This is a genomic window from Photorhabdus africana (assembly GCF_035181445.1).
Lineage (GTDB): Bacteria > Pseudomonadota > Gammaproteobacteria > Enterobacterales > Enterobacteriaceae > Photorhabdus > Photorhabdus laumondii.
In genome coordinates, this window is the sequence record NZ_JAXBVE010000004.1 from 121,405 (window position 1) to 144,372 (window position 22,968).

Here is a 22,968-nt window from a genome sequence, read left to right on the forward strand (position 1 = left end):
TCAATATTAACGCACCTTGCAAATAAAAGGGCCTTTCGGCCCAAGTAATCGTTTGCGCAATCAGTCCAAAATAACACCGATACGGCGTGCTACCTCTTCATACGCTTCAATCAGACCACCAAGACTTTGGCGGAAGCGATCTTTATCCATTTTGTCCAATGTCTCTTTATCCCACAAACGGCTACCATCAGGAGAGAATTCATCCCCAAGAACTATCTGCCCTTTGAACAAACCAAATTCCAGTTTAAAATCAACCAAAATTAAACCCGCATCATCAAACAATTTGCTCAATACTTCATTGGCCTTGTAGCTCAATTCTTTCATTTCAGCCAGATGTTCTTTGCTAACCCAACCAAAAGTTTCACAATAAGATTCATTCACCATTGGATCATGCTTAGCATCATTTTTCAGAAACAAATCGAACAGAGGTGGATTCAATACCAAACCTTCCTCAATACCAAGGCGTCTGACCAATGAACCCGCAGCCCGATTACGCACAACACATTCAACCGGCACCATATCCAGCTTTTTAACTAATACCTCAGTGTCCGATAACAGTCGTTCCATTTGCGTCGGAATCCCTGCTTCTGCCAATTTGCTCATAATGAAATGGTTAAATTTATTATTCACCATCCCCTTACGATCAAACTGTTCAATACGTTCACCATCCAATGCTGATGTATCATTACGGAACTCCAACACTAACAAATCAGGATCATCCGTGGTGTACACCGTTTTTGCCTTTCCACGATACAACTCAGCTTTTTTTTGCATTTTATATACTCCAGAGATATTACTGCCGTACAAATACCATAAATAAATAATAAAACAGATTGCTGACAAAATCTTGTCCAAAGGGTCGATTTTTTCTATATCAAGAAGAAATGATGTGGAGGGGATATTCTTCACACTGCGCTAGTTTGTTTTTTTATCCAAGATTTTAGAGTTCAAACACTGGCTTAAAAAACAACGCCCTATCAATAAGCTGGCCTGCATACGCAGGCCTCTTTTCACTTGATCCCATGCAAAGCATTTTCTGTCTGGAGAGAAAGGGGAGAAAATTGATCCGCTCTCAGTTCTGTTAACGCATAGAGGAGACGTCCCATCCTGCCATTACCATCAGTGAAACCATGAAAACCGACGACAGCAGCAAAGAGCTGTTTCCCAATCTGAGGATCTTCCTTATCCAATGTCTCTAAATGATGTGCCAGCATTGCTGCACCGCCTATACTGGAAGGAAGGCTCCCACCGCTAATTGCTGGACCACGATAATCACGCTCTATGTTTGGAACCAGTCTATGATGAAGCTCCTTAAGGACTTGGCTATCAGTGAGATCTTTTCCATTATGGGTATACTCCTTGAGTAGCGCGGTGAAGTTACTCCATTCATTCCCCTTTGAACTGGATGCCTTAAGGATCCAGGCGGCAGCACGGTCAGTATTATCAGTTAGCTTATTTGGGTTATAAGACTCTTCTGAAAGAGTTTCTGCATAAATGCCCTGATTAAGATCTTGGCCTCTTATTGCTTCTTGATGATGTTGAGCTGCCAGCAAGTTCTTCTCTTCCATCATCAAAACTGGCTCAAGACTGGCAACAGCATTAGCAGCCGAAGGTTGCTTACGCAATTGTTCAAGACTGACAAACTCCTGCTTAGGGGCAACCAATTTGTTGGTCAATTGAGCTGTTGCCTGATGTCCCATCAGATCCTGTAATTTTTTACCGGTTTCTGTATTTTGTAGCGACTCTGACATAGTTCGCTGTAGCAAAAGCGTATGTTCAGCCAACATGTCTTCTGTCATTTTATGTGTATCTACTGTCCTTAATTTCTCTAGTACCTGTTCCGGTGTCTGCAAGCTACCATCCTTAAACAACATACGAGCATGGCTAACCGAATCTGTGCTCTGTAGACGCTGCTGTTGCGCCCCTTCGGTAGAAAAGAGAGTTTTAGTCACCTCTTTAGCCACTGAGGCACTACTGCCATGCAAGAAAAATTTACTTACCCCCTCAAAGAAACGGGCCAGTTGATTGCTTTTTGGATGCGTACGCAAAACCTGTTGCAGATCTGCATTAATATGGTATTCATGGCCAGCAATTTGCAATTTACCTTCGTTACGAACCTGCTCTTGTATTTGTGATGAGGCATGTTGTAATGCGGTAAGATTTTTAAATTCGATCATAAATTATTCTCCTGTCATAAGACGACGGCAAGGTATTTTTCTGTGATAGTGACGATGGAAATGTATTTGCCCAAGTAATAAACTCAGACAATTCATGCTCCAACTTATTGGCCGTTAGATGTAGCAAGGGTAATATTCTATACGCAACGACCCCAAGCTCTTGATGCCAACCAACACCAGGTAACTGATTATTTAATGGATTAAGTGCTATATTGAGCAAATAACGAAGAGTGTCAGCATCGGCTGAATCTGGAAGTACCATATCTATCTGGCCAATAATGACTAAATAGTCTTCCTGACGACGCAAAATAACAGGCATAGCGTTATCGATGAGTAAGAAGCAATTTCCCTCTTCATCAAAAGAGAGTCCATCCATACCCAATTTGGCTGCCAGTTCGGTCATTAATATATTAGTGAGATAATCATTCATAGTGGGAAAGAAAATCCAATGATTTTGATGGTTGGATTTTAAGCTTTCAGTAATATGCTGGCTGTCAGATCTAGTCTGTCTTTTGTATATTAACAACCGATATTAAAAGCGCCCTCTTTTCAGGGGATACCTTTTGGGAAGGAGTTGCGCTGTAGGAAGTCTTCTTAACCTCGCGCCGGGCTCATTTTTCGTACGAATTTTTTAATAAAATCAAAGCGCTCACCAAACAGCCAGCGCTTTGTCAATAATATGAGGGGCTTTCCTAGATCTATGACCCTGTGGTCTGGCTGAAAGCCGCCTTCAATGCTGCAACCAATTCATCATTTTGTGATTGGGTCAACGGCTTACCTTTATCACTAATAAACTGTAAGCTGCTCCGGTTATTCAAATCACCAACTTGTAATTTGTAATCACCTTCACTAATGGATGGTTCATTAACACCCATTGATTTCCAACTAGATGTACTGAGGCTTTTATAAGTTACAGTAATAGCGCCCGTTGAACGGCTGCTGCTACCCACTTTCATACCGACTTTTTCCAGTGCTGCCGGTAATCTATCCCAAACAATATTATATGGCGCCCGAACAATCATCTGAGGTAATCCAGATGTATCACCGCCACTCTGTACATCCAATGAACCTAAATTACGCGCCACAAGGTCATCGCTAATACGTTCACGCTGCTGGTTTACACCTTCAATTAATTCATTGAGCATCAGTACATTATAACGTTGGATTTCAAGAGGATCAGTTATCTGATGATCACCTTGTCTTAACCCTTCATTAGTAACGGATAATTCAATCTGATAGCTCTGGCGTGCAACACTAATGCGATGACGAGTCTGAGATGGAACATTTTCATCTGCACGCGGCCAATCGATCCAATCGGTTGTCAATGTCTGGCTAGCATCATCACGTTGGCTAACTTGATAACCTTTTTTCAATAGCACATTGTTAATCTGTGACCACAGATGACTATTCTCAGGAGTGCTTTCAAGTAGCAACTTGCTGCTCTTTGCACTGTTTTCAGTACGGGAACCACTCAATAGGGCTAGTGCCTGAGATGGCGGGCGAATATCAAGCGCTTTCCCAACCGGCCCTTTAGAGGCTATTGCTGGAATATCATATTCACCATTCTGCAATGGCAATACCATACCCGCAGGAACTTCCAACGCCTTTCGGGGAGGTGCTCCAAGATATGTCTCATCATCATTGATTTGGCGCTTATAGCTCTGGTCGCTGGAACAGGCTGCCAATAACATGACAAGTGACATACCAGCAACCTTCATCACCTTCGATTTTTGCAACAATATTGCCATTAAAATTCCCTAAATTTTACAATAATCCGGCCATTTTCAAGGCTTTTTCAACTGAGACTTTTCCTGCATCCGTCAATGGCGTCATCGGCAGACGCACGGTGTCATCAGCAATCAAACCCAATTTGTGACATCCCCATTTAACTGGAATCGGATTAGGTTCAACAAATAGCTGACGGTGTAAATCCATCAGGCGGTTATTTAACTTACGCGCCTCTGCAAACTGGCCGTTTAATGCCAATTCACAAAACTTAGCCACATCAGGCGCTGCAATGTTTGCAGTAACAGAAATAACCCCTTTGCCACCAAGCTGAATAAAATCCAACCCACTTGCATCATCACCACTCAATAAGATGAAACTATCATCATTAACCAATTCTTGGATTTGACTAACACGATTTAAGTTCCCTGTAGCTTCTTTAATTGCGACAATATTTTTAATCTTCGCCAAACGCGCTACAGTTGACGGCAGCAGATCACACCCGGTACGAGAAGGCACATTATACAGAATTTGTGGTAAATCCGTATTTTCAGCAATCGTTTTAAAATGCTGATATAAACCTTCCTGCGACGGCTTATTATAATAAGGCGTTACCGTTAGGCAACCAACAACGCCACTGTTTTCAAAACGTTTCGTTAGGGATATTGCCTCAGCAGTCGCATTTGCACCTGTTCCGGCAATAACCGGAATACGCCCATCAGCCAATTCTACGGTTGTCAAAACAACATCACCGTGCTCATCATGACTCAATGTGGCAGATTCTCCGGTTGTCCCTACCGAGACTATCGCTGATGTCCCACTAGCAACATGGTAATCGATTAATTTTTTCAAACTGGCCTTATCAACCTGACCACTCGCCTCCATTGGTGTTACCAGCGCAACAATGCTACCTGTAAATTCAAATCTCCCGCTAGACATTACATAACCCCCTATACAAACAAGAGCTCCATGGTACTTTTTAGTCATTCAGAAGGAAACTATTTAACACAGGATTTCAATGAATTTTGTTAATACCCGATAACCTCTGTTAAAAAGAAGTGATAACGGGTATATACCCGTTATCCTTCAAGTTGCCTCTTTGTTGGCTGCGCTCGCTCACCCCGGTCACATAGTTTGCTATGCTCCCGGGGATTCACTCCCTTGCCGTCGCGATGCATCTTGAAATCCATTGGGTATAGAGCGACTTTGATGCAATTGACCTTGGCAGCATAACCTTTTTATGTTTACCTTAACGAAACCACAGCAGAGAAGGAAAAGTGACTTTGCCACAATCAGAACAACATTTTCTCGTTATAACCGCTTTAGGTGCTGACCGTTCTGGTATCGTCAACACCATTACTCGTCTTGTGAGTGAATGTGGTTGTAACATTGAAGACAGCCGCTTAGCCATGTTTGGCGAGGAATTCACCTTCATTATGCTACTTTCCGGTAGCTGGAACGCTATCACAATGATTGAATCCTCACTGCCACAGAAAGGGGCCGAGCTCGATCTCCTTATCGTCATGAAACGCACAAAGTGCGATACCCACACAACATTTCCTTCCACGGTTTCCGTTAAGGTTGATGTTGATGATTCATCCGGTATTGTTGAGCAGTTTACCAATCTGTTTACTACACAGGATTTTAATATTGCTGAACTGGTATCAAAAACACATCCACCAGAAGGCGATATCCCTACTCGGTTGCAGATCCAGATTACCGCCCACAGTCTATTAGAGGATGATGGCATAATTATTAAGCAGGCGTTTAATAAGCTATGTACAGATCTAAATGCACAAGGCAGTATTAGTATTCTTGAACCACTTTAGTTGAAAGATTAAACGGAGAATACGGGATGAACCCATTGAAAGCCGGTGATAAGGCCCCTCAGTTCAGCCTTCCTGACCAAGATGGAGAAACAATCAATTTATCTGATTTCGAAGGTCAGCGTGTTTTAGTCTATTTTTACCCTAAAGCAATGACTCCTGGTTGTACTGTACAAGCCTGTGGTCTGCGCGATGAAATGGATACATTAAAAGAATCCGGTGTTGAAGTGCTAGGCATTAGCACAGATAACCCAAGTAAATTGTCACGCTTTGTGGAGAAAGAAATGCTGAACTTCACATTGTTGTCCGATGAGGATCATCAAGTTGCTGAACAGTTTGGTGCCTGGGGCAAGAAACAATTTATGGGAAAAACTTATGATGGTATCCACCGTATCAGTTTCCTGATTGATACCAACGGTAATATTGAGCACGTTTTTGATAAATTTAAGACCAGTGATCACCACCAAATCGTGGTGGATTATCTGAAACTGCACCCTTAAATAGAAAATGACTCAAAATTTAATCACGCTTATTTAACAGCTCAAGATGCCAGGGGCAAGTACGGGAGGGATATCACCACCCCGTGCTTCCTCTAATAACGGGTACCAGCATCATTAAAAATAAATTTACTCTTTTATTTCATCGTCTTCTATTATAACTATCTCTTCCGGCCAAGCTTGGATCACCGCTTTAATCAGCGTCGCCAGCGGAATAGCAAAAAATATGCCCCAAAATCCCCACAAACCACCAAAAGTAATCACAGAAAGAATGATTACCAACGGGTGCAAGTTTACGGCTTCAGAGAATAAAATTGGCACCAGCAAGTTACCATCCAGCCCCTGAACCACCAAATAGGCAATAATCAAAGTCCAGAAATCTGTTCCGACTCCCCATTGAAATAGCGCAACCAGTACAACAGGAATCGTGACAATCAACGCACCCACATAAGGAATTAACACTGACAGCCCAACCAAAACAGAAAGCAACAATGCGTAATCCAATCCAAGAAATGCAAACACCGCGTAGGTACAAATACCGACGATCGCCATCTCGGTAACTTTACCCCGAATATAGTTAGTGATTTGCTGGTTCATCTCGCGCCATACCTGCCCAGCCAAAATGCGGTTACGTGGCAGGACCCGTTGCAATGCTTGCAACATCTGATTTTTATCTTTTAGCAAGAAGAAGGCCATCAATGGCACAAGAATCAGATAGATAGCCAGCGTTAACAAACCAATCAATGAAGCCACCGAAAATTTCACTACAGACTCTCCGGCAGTTGAAATCTTACTGCGCAAATTTTCAGCCATCATATCAATGATGCCAGCATCAACCAACGCCGGATAACGGGCCGGTAATGTTTGGGCATATTCATTAAACCGATTAAGCATATTGGGTATATCTGACAACAGATTAATCCCCTGCTGCCATGCGGTCGGCGCGACAATAAAGATAACCAACAAACTGATACCGGAAAAAATGATCAGCACAATACAAACAGCCACTGTGCGCGAACATCCCAGTCTTTCAAGTTTAGCCGTTGGCCATTCCAACAAATAGGCAAGAACAATCGCCACCAGCAAAGGTGTCAAAATGCCATGTAAGAAATAAATAATGCAAAACCCTGCCAACAAGATGACAAATAACGCAATAACTTGCGGATCAGTAAACCGACGGCGATACCACTGTATAATCATATCCAGCATTGACCAGGCTCCTTGATAGCAATATTCATATTTCTATTTTTCTTAAAAATTGTACTAATTGATTAATTTTAAGGTACCCTTGTTTATCATACACGCATTATCTAAAACGATGGTCAAATGAGAGCATTTTTGTTTTATGAAAATAATGTCTAATCAATCTCTGACAGCAATATTAATCAGTACACTATTGCTTACAAGTTCCCCTGTTCTCAGCGCCTCCATTGAAGATTCATTGCCGGATATCGGTACCACGGCGGGTTCAATCCTAAGCATCAATCAGGAACTGGCAATGGGCGATTTCTACGTTCGCCAGATGCGTGACAACGCTCCGCTAATTTATGACCCATTATTGACACAATACATTAATACTCTTGGACAAAGGCTCGTGGCTCATGCGGACTCAGTTAAAACGCCTTTCCATTTCTATCTGATTAATAACCCAAATATCAACGCTTATGCTTTCTTTGGCGGTAATGTCGTACTCCATGCTGCACTTTTTCGTTATAGCCGTAATGAAAGCGAGCTTGCCTCCGTAATGGCTCACGAAATTTCCCACGTCACTCAACGCCACCTAGCTCGAATGATGGAAGATCAGCAACGTACAGCACCGCTAGCCTGGGCAGGCATGTTGGGTTCTATTCTTTTGCTAATGGCTAGCCCACAAGCAGGGATGGCAGCCCTCAGCGGCACCATTGCCGGTGTACAACAAGGTATGATCAGTTTTACTCAATCCAATGAACAAGAAGCTGATCGTATTGGCATGCAGACATTACGTAGAGCTGGCTTTGATCCTCAAGGTATGCCAGATTTTATGCAAATCATGGTAGATCAAACCCGTTACAGTTCTAAGCCACCAGAAATGTTACTCACTCACCCGTTACCTGACAGCCGCCTTGCTGATGCACGTAACCGCGCTAATCAATACCCGGCCCAGAACATTCCACAATCTCAAGATTTTCTGTTCGCCAGAGTTCGTGTTATGGGCATGTACACCACCGAGCAACGCGACTATCTTGAACAAATTTTAGAAAATTATCGGAAAGGCACGGCTAAAGAGCAACTTGCCGCCGCTTATGGCCGGGCAATCTTGCTTTCTCAAGATAAAAAATATACTGAGGCACGGGCTATTCTGGAACCACTGTTAGCAAAACAACCGGATAATGTCTGGTTCATTGACACAATGACTGATATCGATATTGAACAGAACCGAATTGCTCAGACTATCACCCGGTTACAGAACGCATTGCAGAAACAAAAGGACAATTTGGTATTGCAAATCAATCTCGCTAATGCACTTATTCATGCCAAACAATATCAACAAGCTTTAAAATTGCTTCATCGCTATACATTCAATAATCCAGATGATCCCAACGGTTGGCACCTGATAGCCGAAGCCGCCGCCAAGCAAGGTAAACGCCATGAAGAATTATCAGCACAAGCTGAAGAAATGGCACTTCGCGGTCAGTTTGACAATGCTATCAAATACCTCAGTAGTGCCAGTGCACTCGTAAAATTAGGTAGTTACGATCAAGCACGTTATGATGCTCGTATCGATCAATTACGCCAGCTACAACAGCGTTACAGCCAATACAAACGTTAAGGAATTCTCATGCAACAGGTGACGATTTATCACAATCCTCGCTGCTCAAAAAGTCGTGAAACTTTGGCACTTATTGAAGAACGGGGAATTAAGCCACAGATTATTCTCTATCTAGATGTTCCTCTCACGGTAGAGCAATTATCCGTTCTGCTAGAACAGCTTGGTTTTCATGATGCACGCCAATTGATGAGAACGAAAGAAGATCTATACAAGGAGTTGAATCTGGCTGATGAAAAACTCACTCAGCATGATTTACTGAAAGCGATGATTGTCAATCCTAAACTGATTGAGCGCCCAATCGTCGTTTGCGGTGATCAAGCTAGGCTTGGGCGCCCACCGGAAAAAGTAAAAGAAATTCTTAATTGATAAGAATAGATGTGATGATGGTGATGGTGACGTCACCATCATCTTTAAAGGTGCAAAATATCCTTCACAAATGGAATCGTCAGCTTGCGCTGGGCAACTATCGAAGCGTGATCTAACTGATTCAATGCCATAAACAGGGTCCGCATTTCTCTGTCTAATCTTTTCAGTAAAAAGCGCCCTACATCTTCCGGCAATTCAAAACCGCGTAACTTTGCTCGCAATTGCAAGGCTTGTAATTTCTCATCATCGGAAAGCGGTTGTAATTTATAAATTTGCCCCCAATCCAGACGAGAAGCCAAATCAGGTAATTTAAGATCTATCTGGCGAGGTGGACGATCGCCGCTAATAAGCAAACAAGTGCGGCCAATCTCCAAAATGCGATTATAAAGATTGAAAATCGCCATTTCCCACTCTTCATCACCCGCAATACACTCAATATTATCGATACAAACCAGTGATAAGTGTTCCATGCCATCCAGCACCTCAGGGATAAAATAGGCACGTTTATCCAGCGGAACATAACCCACAGCTTCATCTTTCAGGGACAATTCAGCACAGGCGGCATGCAACAAATGACTTCGGCCCCCACTATCACGGGACCAAAAATAAATATAGCTGCCATGCGGCTGATTAATGGCCAATTTGATTGCAGCTAACAGGGTGGCATTTTCCCCCGGAAAGAAACTGGCAAAAGTTTCGTCATCGGGAAGATACAAAGGCAACGAAAGCTGCGATGGTGTGTTCAGAAGCACCTCAAACAGAGCTGGTAATAAACGCCAACAAGTTTATCACAGAAAATAGTTGTAAATGAACTGTATAGGTAAATAATAAAAAAACTATTTTTAGGATTCAATAAGTTAAATCCTTTTCAGGCTCAGAAGCGCATAATATCTCGTCATAGCACAGAACGGACCGCAAACGACTACAAAATATTCTGCATGTAACAACAGGAAAAATTTAAGTTTTCAGTCCTATGTTATTCAAGAATTATGTTATTTAAGCAAAAGCCATCAGACAGTGAGTTTTATTCATTCTTAGCAGAGATCAATGTAATAGCTCTTTACTGATCACAAAAAGGCGATGATAGTGATAATCCTTGTCATGACCCCAGCAATAGTTAGCCCAGGTTACATAGAAGTCATCCCATGAGGTAATCAGGTCCAGTGGACGCTCCTCTTTGGTACCATCAGAAACATACACATGATAGCCATTAATGCTGATAGCCCAAGCAATCATACGTTCCCAAAACCTACGTCCATCTAGCGTTTGCTCACTGTCAGACACAATGATGGAGTATCTTTCAAGGAAAAACCTAAAAAACTCTTGTGGCAAACCTCTCACTGCCCCGTCATGTTGAGGAAGAACTGTACGCCACACCAGTATCTGTGTGCATGTTTTCTTCGATGGAACAATATGTTCCATGAATTCTAGCTTTACCGCGTAAACCGTCTCCGGCATATCTGCATCAGTCACCAATCTATATTGATTGCCAGAAACAGATGCCAGTAAACGGTAACCATACGGCGTAACAAATCCAGGCAAAGAAAAGTCTTGCGCCCCGCGTTCAATGAAAGCCTGGGTGTGTTCTACATTTTTCTCTGTCATGTTAAGTTTGATATCGAAATCTGCTTCAGAGATTAACTTTAGCATTGCTTCATCACTAGTTGCCAATACTTACTGTATCCAAACATTCACCCTTATTCCATCAGTGAAAAATCTCGCTGCAACGCCCTATACAACCTAAAATTTTCACACTATGTACAATACAAACGAAGATCACACTCTATCGCTATTCCTTAAACTATTCTTGATTAATATGCGAACAAAATCGCAACATATTTAACATAAGTTGCTAGTCTTAATAAAAAGTGAAAGTTCTCACTAACCACTCATCCCATAAGAAACGATATAACAAACTGGAGACTGAGCAATGAAAAAAATCCTATTGTGTTGTGCGGCCGGTATGTCCACCAGCATGCTGGTACAACGCATGCAGGCAGAAGTGACAAAACGGGCATTGGACATTGAGATCAAGGCTGTTCCCACGGTTGAATTAGAACACATGATAACCGACGCTGACGTTATTTTACTCGGCCCACAGGTGAGGTATCAATTGGCCCATTTTTCCGCTATCGCCAAACCACTCGGTAAACCAATAGACGTTATTGACATGATGGATTATGGCACTCTTCGTGGTGATAAGGTTCTCGATAAGGCATTAAGCCTGTTGGAATAAACAATTTCATCATCACGCGGAGTACCCTCATGAGTCTCTATACCTCTTTTATGCGTGCCTTAGAAAACCACATTATCCCGTTTGCCGGGCGAATCGGTAACCAGCGGCATATTACAGCAATGCGTGACGGCTTTATCTCAGCCATGCCATTTTTGATCATCGGCAGCATGATGTTAATTGTGGCAAATCCCCCCTTCGATTTACAGACTACATCCTCATTCGGCCAAGCTTGGTTATCCTTTGCCAAAACTCACTGGGACACCATCACAATGCCTTACTTTATGACGATGGGATTAATGAGTGTCTTTGTTTCGGTCGGTACCGCCTACAGTTTAGCTAAATCCTACGGTCTGGACGGGTTAACTTCGGCTTTACTATCACTCATGGCGTTTTTGCTAGCAGCAGCACCACAAATAGAAAACAAAATAGCACTCGATTTCCTCGGTGGCGCAGGTGTATTTACCGCATTAATTTGCGCTATCTGGTCAGTTGAACTAACACGTTTACTAAAAAAATATAACATCACCATCCGAATGCCAACACAAGTGCCACCAGCCATTGCCCGTTCTTTTGAACTTCTATATCCAGTCATAGGTATCTTGTTAACCGTTTATCCTGCCAGCTTGCTATTACAGAGTGAATTCAATCTACTTATTCCCGCAGCCATAATGCAGATGTTCCAACCCCTCATTTCCGTCGGTGATACTCTGCCTGCCATTATACTGGCGCTACTCATTGCTAACTTACTGTGGTTTGCCGGTATTCATGGCGCCAACATTGTCACTGGCTTGATGGCTCCTATTTTTATGGCAAATATTGCCACCAATGCAACATTAATGGCCCACGGTACTGCTGCAACACAAATTCTCACCGATCCTTACTGGGCGTTTTATATCTGCATTGGCGGCTCTGGTTCTACGCTGGTTCTGGCGATTCTGTATCTGCGCAGCCGTTCTATACATTTGCGTACTATCGGAAAACTGAGCGTGGTTCCATCCATCTTCAATATTAACGAACCACTGCTGTTTGGTTCCCCGATTGTGATGAATCCAACCTTATTTATTCCACTATTGGTTGTGCCATTGGTCAATGCAGTATTGTCCTACAGCGTCCTGCATCTTGATCTAGTGCATAAAATGGTCGCCATTTCACCCTGGACTACACCGGCACCCATCGGCGCAATGATTTCCGCCGCCTGGGATTATCGTGCGGCAGTACTAGTTATCATACTCATGATAATCGATCTCTTTATCTGGTATCCCTTCTTCAAAATTTATGAAAAACAATTGATCAACGAAGAAGATAAACAGCAAGAAAACACAGCATCCACTGGTGTAGAAACTCAATCCTAACCCTAATTTTCGGAGAATTTACACATGGATTTAGAACAATCTCTTGATTTAGAAAAAACGATTGTAGAACTGCTGGTTTATGCCGGAAGCGCACGCAGTCATGCACTAATGGCATTACAACATGCCAGAAATGGTGACTTTCAAACAGCACAAACACTGATGGCTGAATCCCAACAGGCAATCAAAGAAGCACACACCATTCAGACTACCCTCATTGGATTAGATGAAGGCTGCGGTAAATTACCTGTCAATCTCATCACCGTCCATGCGCAAGATCATTTAATGAACGCAATGGTTATTCAAGATCTTGCTAGCGATATGATTGAACTCTATCGCCGAATACCATCACAAGAGGAAAAAACATGAAACGAATCAAAATAGCCATTATTGGTGGCGGTAGCAGCTACACACCTGAATTAGTCGAAGGGCTTATTCAACATAAAAAAGAGATTCCACTATCTGAACTGGCACTAGTTGACATTGACAGTGGAAAACAGAAAGTAGAAATTATCGCCGCGCTTACTCGCCGTATGTTAGCTCGTTACGGCATGGAACACGTTATTGTCAGCATCCATTTCACACCAGATAACGCCATTCGCGGTGCCAATTTTATTTTAACGCAACTGCGTGTCGGCCAGCTTCCGGCTCGCGCGGCGGACGAGCGTCTGGGGCTAAAATATGGCTTGATCGGTCAGGAAACTACCGGCGTAGGCGGCTTTGCCAAAGCATTACGCACCATCCCCGTTTTGCTAGATATTGCCCATAAAGTTGAGCAACTTGCACCCGACGCATGGATTATTAACTTCACCAATCCAGCCGGGATCGTTACCGAAGCGATTTCCCGCTACAGCAAAGCAAAAATTATCGGCCTATGTAATGTCCCGGTCACCATGCATCACATGATAGCGAATATGCTACAACGCCCTTATCAGGATGTGCAGTTACACTTTGCCGGGCTGAATCATATGGTCTGGGTACATCAAGTACTGGTTTCAGGTCAGGATAAAACTCAACAGGTACTTGATATGCTATGCAATGGTGCAATCTTAACCATGAATAATATTCAAGAAGCGCCCTGGCCTCCGCCGCTACTCAAGGCACTAGGCGCAATCCCCTGCCCTTATCATCGCTACTTCTACCAAACCCGCAATATGTTACAGGAGGAGCGTGAGGCTGCGTTCGAACAAGGCACACGAGCAGAACAGGTCATGAAAGTAGAACAAGAACTATTTGAACTGTATGCGGATCCAGAACTCGATCACAAGCCAGAACAACTCAGTTTCCGCGGTGGTGCATTCTATTCTGAGGTTGCACTGGATCTGATTTGCGCTATCCATAACAATCTCAATAGTCAATTGGTGGTCAATACCACAAACCACGGCGCTATTCGAGGTTTACCAGATAATGCTGTCATTGAAACTAATTGTATTATTAATGCAGAAGGTGCCCACCCGCTGACGTTCGGCCGCCTGCCTGACAGTATGTATGCTCTGACACAACAGATAAAAACCTATGAACGCTTAACGATCAAAGCAGCGATTCATGGCGATCGCAATGCTGCACTGTTGGCACTGATCACCAACCCGCTGGTTGCCGATATAGACATTGCTTCACCACTATTGGATGACGTATTAACGATAAACCGTGATTATCTGCCACAATTTCAATGAATAAGCGGTACCTGATTAGTTAATTTGAAATCAGAACAAGCATAAAATTAAAGCGATATCTGTTACTTCTGACTAATAGATATCGCTAACTGACTTTGTAACCTCTTTTTTTTGCGGCACCGCACGCAATTATCTTTCACATTAATGCACAAGAAACTTGACTTATTTGATATTTGTAACTACTGTTAGTTACATTATTGAGGGAAAGGAAGAGTACATGAGCAAAGCGGAGAAACTGATAGAAAAGTTTCTTAATAGCCAAAAAACTTTTGAATGGTCTGAACTTGTTGTGTTATTAAGCCTATTAAACTATGAGAAACAAGAAAAGCAAGGTTCGAGGGTACGATTCTTCAATGAATCATTGAATCACACAATTTTAATGCACCGCCCTCATCCTGAAAATTACATTAAAGGTGGTACACTAAAAGCCGTGAAACAGACTTTAAAAGAAGTGGGGTTGATATGAAATATTTAAAATATAAAGGTTATTTAGGTACAATTGAATTTGACCTGGAAAACAATACTCTTTTTGGTAAATTGGAATATATCCGCGATTTAGTGACTTATGAAGCAAAAACAATTGCAGAATTGGAAAATGAATTTAAAATCTCGGTTGATTTGTATTTGCAAGACTGCAAGGAATTAAATAAGAATCCTGATATACCATATAAAGGGATTTTTAATGTTAGAGTTAATCCAGAATTGCATAGAAAAATTGCAGAACTAGCACTTGAAGAAGATGTGACGATTAACGCTTTCGTGAATCAAGCGCTAGAAAATGAAGTCAGTAAACATTATGTAGGGCCTTAATAGCCCCATCGGATTAATGACAAAAGTCTAGCTATCGGGGCCAAGTCTTTGATCTAATAGAGACACTGGAAAATGGGTACCTTGATATACTAAAAGACCCCACACTAAACAAATCCGATACCCTAGATAATGGCTTTCTTTTGTATCTACTTAGTAGATACTCATACGGTTATAATGTATACCCTATGGATTTCAAGATGCATCGCGACGGCAAGGAAGCGAATCCCCGGGAGCATAGATAACTATGTGACCGGGGTGAGTGAGTGCAGACAACAAAGAAGCAACTTGAAAGATAACGGGTATATACTTACTAGACATGAAGAAGCATTTATGGAGGCATAGATATGCGCACTCAAGCAGTTTTGCAAAAATGGGGAAACAGTATTGCTCTGCGATTATCGGGAAATCTGAAAACGATACCTAATCTTGAAGCGGGTGATATTGTAAACATTAACATCAGTGAAGAAGGATCAATTATTCAAAAAGCCGTCAAGAAACGGTTAACTGAATCTGATTTATTAAATGGCTTATCTGCTTATACTGCTCATGCCGACGAACAGGTGACTCCAAGTAATAAGGAACTTAATTACTGATGTTCGTACCTAAACGTGGTGATATTTGCTTTCCTGATCTCCTCCACGGAATAAGATTAATTACTCAACCCATCCCCGCCCTGATTAAATCATTCAAAGCGGGGAAATGAATCGAATTTATTGCTTCAATTAATTATTTTGCTTAACAGATCCAACAGAAGATTCAATATACCGTTCTTCGGGACGGAAAACCGTGACCAAGCGGAAAATCAAACTCATACCGATACCAACAATCGTTGCCAGCGCCATACCTTTAAGTTCAGCAACACCGATATTAATTTTCGCCCCACTGACACCGATGATAAGAATAACGGAAGTCAGAATAAGATTTTGTGCTTTATTGTAATCTACTTTGGAATCAATCAGCACCCGAATACCTGATGCACCAATAACCCCATAAAGCAGCAGAGAAACACCGCCCATGACCGGAACCGGTACGGCCTGAATGGCCGCCGCCAGTTTACCGACACAGGAGAGCAAAATCGCCAATACCGCAGCGCCGCCAATAACCCAGGTACTGTAAACTTTGGTAATTGCCATAACACCAATATTCTCGCCATAAGTCGTATTTGGCGTTGAACCAAAGAAGCCAGAAATCACGGTTGAAAAACCATTTGCGAACATAGAACGATGCAAACCCGGCTCTTTTAGCAAATCTTTCTTCACAATATTCGCCGTTACAACTAAATGACCAACATGCTCAGCGATAACCACCAGCGCCGCAGGCAAGATCGTCATAATAGCGAACCATTCAAAACGTGGTGTATAAAAAGTTGGCAATGCAAACCACGGTGCTTCACGTACCGGCGTCAGGTCAACTACCCCCATCAGGAACGCCAACGCATAACCTACCAATACGCCAATAAGAATCGGGATGATAGCCAAGAATCCACGGAACATCACTGAACCAAGAACGGTTACCGCCAGCGTTACCAGAGAAATGGTCAATGTTGTTGAATCAACATCGGCACCTTCCGCCGGACGCAAACCCGCCATATTAGCCGCAACACCGGCAAGCTCCAGACCGATAACCGCAACAATCGCCCCCATTGCCGCAGGTGGAAACAGCACATTAATCCAACTTCGCCCGGCCACCTTAACAATCAGTGAAACCAGACAAAACAGCACGCCACAGATAATAAAACCACCCAAGGCTAATTCATATCCCAATGGCAACAACAATAAGACCGGAGAAATAAAAGCAAAGCTCGATCCCAAATACGCCGGAACCTTTCCTTTACAAATCACCAGATACAACAATGTACCGATACCATTAAATAGCAGAACTGTCGCCGGGTTGATTTTAAACAAAATCGGCACCAATACCGTCGCACCAAACATAGCAAAAAGATGTTGGAAGCTGAGTGGAATGGTCTGTAAAAAAGGAGGCCGCTCATCTACTCCAATCGTGCGACGGGTCATCTTATTTATCCTCTTAATATTATCGCGTCAGAACCAAAAAAAAGCCGACTCAAAAGTCGGCTAACTTAATTATTTCGTACCAAATATCTTATCGCCTGCATCCCCCAGGCCGGGCACAATGTATCCCTGTTCATTGAGTCTCTCATCAATAGAGGCTGTATACAGTTCCACATCAGGATGGGCTTTTTCCAACGCGGCAATACCTTCAGGAGCAGCCACCAAAACTAGCACTTTAATCGACTGGCAGCCTGCTTTTTTCAATAAATCGATAGTTGCAATCATGGAACCACCGGTTGCCAACATCGGGTCAACCAACAGCGCCATACGTTCATCAATATTAGAAGCCAATTTCTGAAAATAAGGGACAGGTTCTAAAGTTTCTTCATTACGATAAACCCCTACGACGCTGATCCGGGCACTGGGAACATTCTCCAATACACCATCCATCATCCCCAATCCCGCACGCAAAATAGGCACGACAGTTATTTTTTTACCTTTAATCTGCTCAACTGCCACCGGACCACACCAGCCATCAATAGTGACTTTTTCTGTTTCTAAATCAGCAGTTGCTTCATAAGTCAAAAGGCTTCCAATTTCTGCGGCCAGTTCACGAAAGCGTTTGGTGCTGATATCATGCGCTCGCATCAGACCGAGTTTATGTTTAACAAGTGGGTGATTCACCTCAACGATCTTCATGGACCTCTCCTACTGTATATCATGTCGCCAGCAGACAAAAAAACGGCGAGATTATACCGTCTTTTACCCATAACACCACTACCAATCCGTTGATTTTCATCAAACATAGTCCTAATTGCCGAGAACTGAGATCCTAAACAAGAGTCTCGCAAACGTTTGCTTAGACTGTTAGAATTGTTACTATTCTGTCTTAATTTATCAAACGCAACCGCCTTGGGGGCTTCGAGTGACCAACAAAACCTCTCTCAGTTATAAAGATGCCGGTGTCGATATCGACGCAGGTAATGCCTTAGTCAACCGTATTAAAGGTGTTGTAAAACAGACCCGTCGCCCAGAAGTTATGGGCGGTTTAGGTGGGTTTGGCGCTTTATGTGCATTACCACAAAAATACCGCGAGCCAATTCTGGTTTCTGGTACTGATGGTGTCGGCACCAAATTGCGTCTGGCAATGGATCTCAAACGCCATGACACTATCGGCATTGACTTAGTTGCAATGTGCGTCAATGACTTGGTTGTTCAAGGTGCAGAACCCCTGTTTTTCCTTGATTACTATGCAACCGGGAAACTGGATGTTGATACGGCTGCCAGCGTTATCAGTGGTATCGCAGAAGGCTGTCAATTATCCGGCTGTGCTCTGGTTGGTGGTGAAACCGCAGAAATGCCGGGGATGTACCACGGTGAAGATTATGATGTTGCCGGCTTCTGCGTTGGCGTGGTTGAAAAATCAGAAATCATTGATGGCAGTAAAGTTCAGGCGGGTGATGCTTTGATTGCCCTCGCCGCCAGTGGCCCTCACTCAAACGGCTATTCTCTGATACGCAAAATTCTGGCCGTCAGCAACACCGATCCAGAAGCAACCGAGCTTGAAGGTAAATCATTGGCAGATCACCTACTCGCCCCGACAAAAATTTATGTGAAATCCCTTTTATCCTTGATTGAACAGGTTGATATTCACGCTATTGCTCATCTAACTGGTGGCGGTTTTTGGGAAAATATTCCGCGTGTCCTGCCTGAAAATACCCAAGCACAGATTAACGAATCCAGTTGGCAATGGCCGGCCATATTTAACTGGCTGCAACAGACAGGCAATGTCAGCCGTCATGAAATGTACCGTACATTCAACTGTGGTGTTGGCATGGTGATTGCACTACCACCAACAGCCGTTGAACAGGCGATTGAATTACTCACTGCTGCCGGTGAGAAAGCCTGGCAAATCGGCACTATCGCGACACTGAAAGAGGGTGAACAACAGGTTGTCATTCAATGAAAAATATCGTTGTACTCATCTCTGGCAGCGGCAGCAATCTCCAAGCGGTGATTGACGCCTGCCAGCAGAACAGAATCAATGGGCAGGTTTGCGCAGTATTGAGTAATACAGCAAATGCTTACGGTCTGTTACGCGCTAAACAGGCGGATATTCCCACCCATGTTATTAGTCCGAAAAACTATGCAGATCGTCAGGCTTATGATGACGCGCTAAAACACGTGATTGATCAGTATCAACCAGATTTGCTAGTCCTCGCGGGTTATATGCGTATTCTGACGCCAGATTTTGTTCAGCACTATCTTGGCCGCCTGTTAAATATTCATCCTTCTCTGCTACCCAAATATCCTGGTCTGCATACTCACCGCAAAGCGATAGCAAATGGCGATACAGAACACGGCACTTCCGTCCATTTTGTAACAGAAGAATTGGATGGCGGCCCGGTGATCCTGCAAGCTAAAGTGCCTATTTTTGCCGGTGATCAGGAAAATGAGGTTGTTAAACGGGTTCAGACTCAGGAACACAGCATCTATCCATTAGTTATCAACTGGTTTACCGAAGGGCGCCTAAGTATGGTTAATGGCAAAGCATATCTGGATGGAAAGATCCTCCCTCCAGAAGGCTATGCCGCAGAATAATCTATTTATACCCTATGGATTTCAAGATGGATCGCGACGGCAAGGGAGTGCAGCCAACAAAGAGGCAACTTGAAAGATGACGGGTATATTAACGGCTAATTACAGTGCTGTGGTAACATACCCGGCACTGTGAACTATGATTAATTATGCTCCTTTTTTATTAAAAACACTGAGGTGTCAAATGTCTGGTGGTTCTCATACTCCACCTGTTAGGTTACGCCCCCTTGAGCGGGAAGATCTGCCTTTTGTCCATCAATTAGATAACAATGCTAGCGTCATGCGTTACTGGTTCGAAGAACCTTATGAAGCTTTCGTTGAACTGAGCGATCTCTATGACAAACATATTCACGACCAGAGCGAGCGCCGGTTTATTATCGCAAGTTCTGACGCCAAAGTGGGTTTGGTTGAATTAGTCGAAATCGACTATATCCACCGCCGGTCAGAATTTCAGATTATTATCGATCCCACCTATCAGGGCCAAGGTCATGCAACCAAAGCGGCAAAACTGGCAATGGAATATGCATTTTCCGTACTTAATCTGTATAAACTCTACCTGATTGTTGATAAAGAGAATGTCAAGGCCATTCACATCTATAATAAGCTAGGTTTCTATACTGAGGGCGAATTAATAGACGAATTCTTTATTAATGGCCGTTACCGCACCGCCATTCGCATGTGCGTTTTCCAACATCAATATTTTGCCTCCAAGGAAGATGAAAAAATGAGTCAGCAGCCGCTGACGAGAAGATAGCGACAAACGACGCCCCGTCGTATTCAAAGTTTCAATACTTTTACCTCAACACCTGGAGTAACAATGTCCCAAGACAGGCTCTATACCGAAAAAGAACTTAGTTGGTTATCATTCAACGAACGTGTGCTTCAAGAAGCGGCGGATAAGAGCAATCCATTAATAGAACGGATGCGGTTCCTTGGTATTTACTCCAATAATCTGGATGAATTTTACAAAGTCCGTTTTGCTGATGTGAAACGGCGGATATTAATTAATGAAGAACGAGGATCGGCCACCAGCGCTCGAAATGTATTGAAAAAAATTCAAGCTAAAGTGGCTAAAACCGATCAAGAATTTGATGTGCTCTATAATGAGCTGCTACTGGAAATCGCTCGCAATCAAATTTTTCTCATCAATGAACGACAAATTTCACCAAATCAACAAATCTGGTTACGTCAATATTTTCGTCAACATCTGCGGCCACACATTACGCCAATTCTGATCAATCCAGAAACCAACCTGGTTGAATTTCTGAAAGATGACTACACTTATCTGGCCGTTGAAATTGTCCACGGTCAAAATATTCAATATGCACTACTGGAAATTCCGTCGGATAAGGTGCCACGTTTTGTTAACTTGCCGCCTGAACTGCCACACCGCCGCAAGTCAATGATCCTGCTAGACAATATTATGCGTTATTGTCTTGATGAAATTTTCAAAGGCTTTTTCGATTATGATTCACTGAACGCCTATTCAATGAAAATGACCCGTGATTCTGAATATGATTTAGCAACAGAGATGGAATCAAGCTTGCTGGAACTCATGTCATCCACACTGAAACAGCGGCTGACAGCGGAACCCGTAAGATTCGTTTATCAACGAGAAATGCCAGATGAAATGGTAGAATTACTGCGTAGCAAACTTGGCTTGTCAAACAATGACTCGGTGATTGCTGGCGGACGCTATCACAATTTTAAAGATTTCATTAAATTCCCCAATGAGGGGAAGAGAAACCTACTCAATAAACCTTTGCCAAGATTACGACACACTTGGTTTGATAATTTCCGCAATGGTTTTGATGCGATTCGTGAACAAGATGTGCTGCTCTATTATCCCTATCACACCTTTGAACACGTATTGGAATTATTACGTCAGGCGTCTTTCGACCCGAGTGTACTCTCCATCAAAATTAATATTTATCGAGTAGCAAAAGACTCCCGCATTATTGATTCCATGATCCATGCTGCCCATAACGGTAAAAAAGTGACCGTCGTGGTTGAATTACAGGCTCGATTTGATGAAGAAGCCAATATTCATTGGGCCAAACGGCTCACCGAAGCGGGTGTACATGTTATTTTCTCAGCACCGGGACTAAAAATTCACGCAAAACTGTTTGTTATTTCCCGTCTGGAAGGTGAAGAAATTGTTCGCTATGCCCATATTGGTACCGGTAATTTTAATGAAAAAACCGCTCGCCTCTACACCGACTACTCCTTGCTGACCGCAAATCCCAAAATTACTAACGAAGTGCGCCGGGTATTCAACTTTATTGAAAATCCCTACCGCCCGGTCAAATTTGAAAACCTGATGGTTTCGCCGCAAAATTCCCGCGCAATGCTCAACCAGCTTATTTCACAGGAAATCGCCAACGCCAGAGCGAATAAGCCCGCAGGTATTATGTTAAAGATTAATAATCTGGTTGATAAAGAGCTGGTGGACCGCCTATACGACGCTTCGGAAGCCGGGGTAAAAATACGCCTACTGATACGTGGTATGTGTTCACTGGTGCCTAACCAGACAGGATTTAGCGAAAATATTCAGATCACCAGTATCGTTGACCGTTTTCTCGAACATGATCGGGTTTACGTATTCACTAATGACGGAGACGAAAAAGTTTTTCTCTCGTCTGCTGATTGGATGACCCGTAATATCGACTACCGAATTGAAGTTGCGGTTTGCCTGCTTGATCCACAATTGAAACAACGGGTACTGGATATTCTCGAATTACAATTCAACGACACGGTAAAAGCCCGTTACGTCGATAAAGAGCTGAGCAATAGTTATGTGCCACGGGGTAATAAACGGAAAATCCGGGCACAATTGGCTATTTATGACTATCTAAAAGCCCTCGAACAACCTGAACCAAGAGCTTAATTT

Annotated in this window: 25 protein-coding genes; 15 read left to right on the forward strand and 10 right to left on the reverse strand. The window is 43.0% G+C overall.

Annotated elements, in window-relative coordinates; all coding sequences use genetic code 11:
- Positions 1 to 60: 60 nt before the first annotated feature.
- From purC to dapA, 5 genes are all read right to left on the reverse strand, one after another.
- Entirely contained in the window at positions 61 to 774 is a 714-nt protein-coding gene (gene purC / locus SLS51_RS03660) for a phosphoribosylaminoimidazolesuccinocarboxamide synthase (RefSeq protein WP_323835632.1), read from the reverse strand.
- A gap of 236 nt (positions 775 to 1,010) precedes the next feature.
- Positions 1,011 to 2,177 (reverse strand): VopS family T3SS effector adenosine monophosphate-protein transferase, encoded by a 1,167-nt coding sequence (locus tag SLS51_RS03665; protein ID WP_323835634.1) that lies wholly within the window; start codon positions 2,175 to 2,177, stop codon positions 1,011 to 1,013.
- The gene (locus tag SLS51_RS03670; protein ID WP_165577686.1) at positions 2,164 to 2,607 is read right to left on the reverse strand and encodes a type III secretion system chaperone; all 444 of its coding nucleotides are present in this window, start codon (positions 2,605 to 2,607) and stop codon (positions 2,164 to 2,166) included. The genes SLS51_RS03665 and SLS51_RS03670 overlap by 14 nt, the downstream gene beginning before the upstream one ends.
- A gap of 268 nt (positions 2,608 to 2,875) precedes the next feature.
- A complete protein-coding gene (gene bamC / locus SLS51_RS03675) occupies positions 2,876 to 3,925 on the reverse strand; it encodes an outer membrane protein assembly factor BamC (protein WP_323835638.1) in 1,050 nt (349 codons plus the stop codon).
- A gap of 16 nt (positions 3,926 to 3,941) precedes the next feature.
- Positions 3,942 to 4,841 (reverse strand): 4-hydroxy-tetrahydrodipicolinate synthase, encoded by a 900-nt coding sequence (gene dapA / locus SLS51_RS03680; protein WP_323835640.1) that lies wholly within the window; start codon positions 4,839 to 4,841, stop codon positions 3,942 to 3,944.
- 344 nt (positions 4,842 to 5,185) lie between these two features.
- Here dapA and SLS51_RS03685 point away from each other — a divergent pair, with 344 nt between their 5' ends.
- Entirely contained in the window at positions 5,186 to 5,731 is a 546-nt protein-coding gene (locus SLS51_RS03685) for a glycine cleavage system transcriptional repressor (protein ID WP_323835642.1), read from the forward strand.
- Positions 5,732 to 5,757: 26 nt separating this feature from the next.
- Positions 5,758 to 6,228 carry a thioredoxin-dependent thiol peroxidase gene (gene bcp, locus SLS51_RS03690; protein WP_323835644.1) on the forward strand — a complete coding sequence of 157 codons (471 nt, stop codon included), beginning with the start codon at positions 5,758 to 5,760 and terminating at the stop codon, positions 6,226 to 6,228.
- Between the two features lie 126 nt (positions 6,229 to 6,354).
- On the opposite strand, the gene SLS51_RS03695 is transcribed toward bcp, so the two are convergent.
- A complete protein-coding gene (locus SLS51_RS03695; protein ID WP_323835646.1) occupies positions 6,355 to 7,434 on the reverse strand; it encodes an AI-2E family transporter in 1,080 nt (359 codons plus the stop codon).
- Between the two features lie 136 nt (positions 7,435 to 7,570).
- On the opposite strand from SLS51_RS03695, the gene bepA reads away from it, so the two are divergent.
- Positions 7,571 to 9,034 carry a beta-barrel assembly-enhancing protease gene (bepA, locus tag SLS51_RS03700; RefSeq protein WP_323835648.1) on the forward strand — a complete coding sequence of 488 codons (1,464 nt, stop codon included), beginning with the start codon at positions 7,571 to 7,573 and terminating at the stop codon, positions 9,032 to 9,034.
- A gap of 9 nt (positions 9,035 to 9,043) precedes the next feature.
- A complete protein-coding gene (gene arsC / locus SLS51_RS03705) occupies positions 9,044 to 9,400 on the forward strand; it encodes an arsenate reductase (glutaredoxin) (RefSeq protein WP_323835650.1) in 357 nt (118 codons plus the stop codon).
- 44 nt (positions 9,401 to 9,444) lie between these two features.
- Here the strand turns inward: arsC and hda are convergent, their stop codons facing one another.
- Positions 9,445 to 10,152 (reverse strand): DnaA inactivator Hda, encoded by a 708-nt coding sequence (gene hda / locus SLS51_RS03710; RefSeq protein ID WP_323835652.1) that lies wholly within the window; start codon positions 10,150 to 10,152, stop codon positions 9,445 to 9,447.
- A gap of 292 nt (positions 10,153 to 10,444) precedes the next feature.
- A complete protein-coding gene (locus SLS51_RS03715; protein WP_323835654.1) occupies positions 10,445 to 11,050 on the reverse strand; it encodes a hypothetical protein in 606 nt (201 codons plus the stop codon).
- A 280-nt stretch (positions 11,051 to 11,330) separates the two neighbouring features.
- Between SLS51_RS03715 and SLS51_RS03720 the strand changes: the two genes are divergently transcribed.
- From SLS51_RS03720 to SLS51_RS03750, 7 genes are all read left to right on the forward strand, one after another.
- The gene (locus SLS51_RS03720; protein ID WP_323835655.1) at positions 11,331 to 11,636 is read left to right on the forward strand and encodes a PTS sugar transporter subunit IIB; all 306 of its coding nucleotides are present in this window, start codon (positions 11,331 to 11,333) and stop codon (positions 11,634 to 11,636) included.
- A gap of 29 nt (positions 11,637 to 11,665) precedes the next feature.
- Positions 11,666 to 12,988, forward strand: a complete 1,323-nt coding sequence (locus SLS51_RS03725; RefSeq protein ID WP_323835656.1) for a PTS sugar transporter subunit IIC — start codon at positions 11,666 to 11,668, stop codon at positions 12,986 to 12,988.
- 24 nt (positions 12,989 to 13,012) lie between these two features.
- Positions 13,013 to 13,354 carry a PTS lactose/cellobiose transporter subunit IIA gene (locus SLS51_RS03730; RefSeq protein ID WP_323835657.1) on the forward strand — a complete coding sequence of 114 codons (342 nt, stop codon included), beginning with the start codon at positions 13,013 to 13,015 and terminating at the stop codon, positions 13,352 to 13,354.
- Entirely contained in the window at positions 13,351 to 14,658 is a 1,308-nt protein-coding gene (locus SLS51_RS03735; protein WP_323835659.1) for a 6-phospho-beta-glucosidase, read from the forward strand. Before SLS51_RS03730 ends, SLS51_RS03735 begins: the two co-directional genes overlap by 4 nt.
- 217 nt (positions 14,659 to 14,875) lie before the next feature.
- Positions 14,876 to 15,124: a type II toxin-antitoxin system HicA family toxin gene (locus tag SLS51_RS03740; protein ID WP_036777623.1), complete on the forward strand. Its 249-nt coding sequence runs from the start codon at positions 14,876 to 14,878 to the stop codon at positions 15,122 to 15,124.
- On the forward strand, positions 15,121 to 15,468 hold the full coding sequence (locus tag SLS51_RS03745; RefSeq protein WP_011146978.1) for a type II toxin-antitoxin system HicB family antitoxin: 348 nt from the start codon (positions 15,121 to 15,123) through the stop codon (positions 15,466 to 15,468). The genes SLS51_RS03740 and SLS51_RS03745 overlap by 4 nt, the downstream gene beginning before the upstream one ends.
- Positions 15,469 to 15,812: 344 nt before the next feature.
- Complete coding sequence (locus SLS51_RS03750; RefSeq protein WP_323835663.1) at positions 15,813 to 16,061, forward strand: AbrB/MazE/SpoVT family DNA-binding domain-containing protein; 249 nt, start codon at positions 15,813 to 15,815, stop codon at positions 16,059 to 16,061.
- Positions 16,062 to 16,190: 129 nt separating this feature from the next.
- Here SLS51_RS03750 and uraA read toward each other — a convergent pair whose 3' ends face one another.
- The gene (gene uraA, locus SLS51_RS03755) at positions 16,191 to 17,483 is read right to left on the reverse strand and encodes a uracil permease (RefSeq protein ID WP_323835665.1); all 1,293 of its coding nucleotides are present in this window, start codon (positions 17,481 to 17,483) and stop codon (positions 16,191 to 16,193) included.
- 69 nt (positions 17,484 to 17,552) lie between these two features.
- Positions 17,553 to 18,179, reverse strand: a complete 627-nt coding sequence (gene upp, locus SLS51_RS03760) for a uracil phosphoribosyltransferase (RefSeq protein WP_323835667.1) — start codon at positions 18,177 to 18,179, stop codon at positions 17,553 to 17,555.
- A gap of 226 nt (positions 18,180 to 18,405) precedes the next feature.
- Here upp and purM point away from each other — a divergent pair, with 226 nt between their 5' ends.
- The 4 genes from purM (at position 18,406) to ppk1 (ending at position 22,965) form a co-directional block, all read left to right on the forward strand.
- Positions 18,406 to 19,446: a phosphoribosylformylglycinamidine cyclo-ligase gene (gene purM, locus SLS51_RS03765; RefSeq protein WP_323835669.1), complete on the forward strand. Its 1,041-nt coding sequence runs from the start codon at positions 18,406 to 18,408 to the stop codon at positions 19,444 to 19,446.
- Positions 19,443 to 20,081 (forward strand): phosphoribosylglycinamide formyltransferase, encoded by a 639-nt coding sequence (gene purN, locus SLS51_RS03770; protein ID WP_323835671.1) that lies wholly within the window; start codon positions 19,443 to 19,445, stop codon positions 20,079 to 20,081. The genes purM and purN overlap by 4 nt, the downstream gene beginning before the upstream one ends.
- Before the next feature lie 181 nt (positions 20,082 to 20,262).
- The gene (gene speG / locus SLS51_RS03775) at positions 20,263 to 20,832 is read left to right on the forward strand and encodes a spermidine N1-acetyltransferase (protein ID WP_323835673.1); all 570 of its coding nucleotides are present in this window, start codon (positions 20,263 to 20,265) and stop codon (positions 20,830 to 20,832) included.
- Between the two features lie 63 nt (positions 20,833 to 20,895).
- On the forward strand, positions 20,896 to 22,965 hold the full coding sequence (gene ppk1, locus SLS51_RS03780; RefSeq protein ID WP_323835675.1) for a polyphosphate kinase 1: 2,070 nt from the start codon (positions 20,896 to 20,898) through the stop codon (positions 22,963 to 22,965).
- Positions 22,966 to 22,968 lie beyond the last annotated feature (3 nt).

Excerpts from the sequence above, each read along its gene's own strand:
- purC (WP_323835632.1), bottom strand. The coding sequence starts at position 774 with ATGCAAAAAAAAGCTGAGTTGTATCGTGGAAAGGCAAAAACGGTGTAC.
- SLS51_RS03665 (WP_323835634.1), bottom strand. The coding sequence starts at position 2,177 with ATGATCGAATTTAAAAATCTTACCGCATTACAACATGCCTCATCACAA.
- SLS51_RS03670 (WP_165577686.1), bottom strand. The coding sequence starts at position 2,607 with ATGAATGATTATCTCACTAATATATTAATGACCGAACTGGCAGCCAAA.
- bamC (WP_323835638.1), bottom strand. The coding sequence starts at position 3,925 with ATGGCAATATTGTTGCAAAAATCGAAGGTGATGAAGGTTGCTGGTATG.
- dapA (WP_323835640.1), bottom strand. The coding sequence starts at position 4,841 with ATGTCTAGCGGGAGATTTGAATTTACAGGTAGCATTGTTGCGCTGGTA.
- bcp (WP_323835644.1), top strand. The coding sequence starts at position 5,758 with ATGAACCCATTGAAAGCCGGTGATAAGGCCCCTCAGTTCAGCCTTCCT.
- SLS51_RS03695 (WP_323835646.1), bottom strand. The coding sequence starts at position 7,434 with ATGCTGGATATGATTATACAGTGGTATCGCCGTCGGTTTACTGATCCG.
- bepA (WP_323835648.1), top strand. The coding sequence starts at position 7,571 with ATGAAAATAATGTCTAATCAATCTCTGACAGCAATATTAATCAGTACA.
- arsC (WP_323835650.1), top strand. The coding sequence starts at position 9,044 with ATGCAACAGGTGACGATTTATCACAATCCTCGCTGCTCAAAAAGTCGT.
- SLS51_RS03715 (WP_323835654.1), bottom strand. The coding sequence starts at position 11,050 with ATGCTAAAGTTAATCTCTGAAGCAGATTTCGATATCAAACTTAACATG.
- SLS51_RS03720 (WP_323835655.1), top strand. The coding sequence starts at position 11,331 with ATGAAAAAAATCCTATTGTGTTGTGCGGCCGGTATGTCCACCAGCATG.
- SLS51_RS03725 (WP_323835656.1), top strand. The coding sequence starts at position 11,666 with ATGAGTCTCTATACCTCTTTTATGCGTGCCTTAGAAAACCACATTATC.
- SLS51_RS03730 (WP_323835657.1), top strand. The coding sequence starts at position 13,013 with ATGGATTTAGAACAATCTCTTGATTTAGAAAAAACGATTGTAGAACTG.
- SLS51_RS03735 (WP_323835659.1), top strand. The coding sequence starts at position 13,351 with ATGAAACGAATCAAAATAGCCATTATTGGTGGCGGTAGCAGCTACACA.
- SLS51_RS03740 (WP_036777623.1), top strand. The coding sequence starts at position 14,876 with ATGAGCAAAGCGGAGAAACTGATAGAAAAGTTTCTTAATAGCCAAAAA.
- SLS51_RS03745 (WP_011146978.1), top strand. The coding sequence starts at position 15,121 with ATGAAATATTTAAAATATAAAGGTTATTTAGGTACAATTGAATTTGAC.
- SLS51_RS03750 (WP_323835663.1), top strand. The coding sequence starts at position 15,813 with ATGCGCACTCAAGCAGTTTTGCAAAAATGGGGAAACAGTATTGCTCTG.
- uraA (WP_323835665.1), bottom strand. The coding sequence starts at position 17,483 with ATGACCCGTCGCACGATTGGAGTAGATGAGCGGCCTCCTTTTTTACAG.
- upp (WP_323835667.1), bottom strand. The coding sequence starts at position 18,179 with ATGAAGATCGTTGAGGTGAATCACCCACTTGTTAAACATAAACTCGGT.
- purN (WP_323835671.1), top strand. The coding sequence starts at position 19,443 with ATGAAAAATATCGTTGTACTCATCTCTGGCAGCGGCAGCAATCTCCAA.
- speG (WP_323835673.1), top strand. The coding sequence starts at position 20,263 with ATGTCTGGTGGTTCTCATACTCCACCTGTTAGGTTACGCCCCCTTGAG.
- ppk1 (WP_323835675.1), top strand. The coding sequence starts at position 20,896 with ATGTCCCAAGACAGGCTCTATACCGAAAAAGAACTTAGTTGGTTATCA.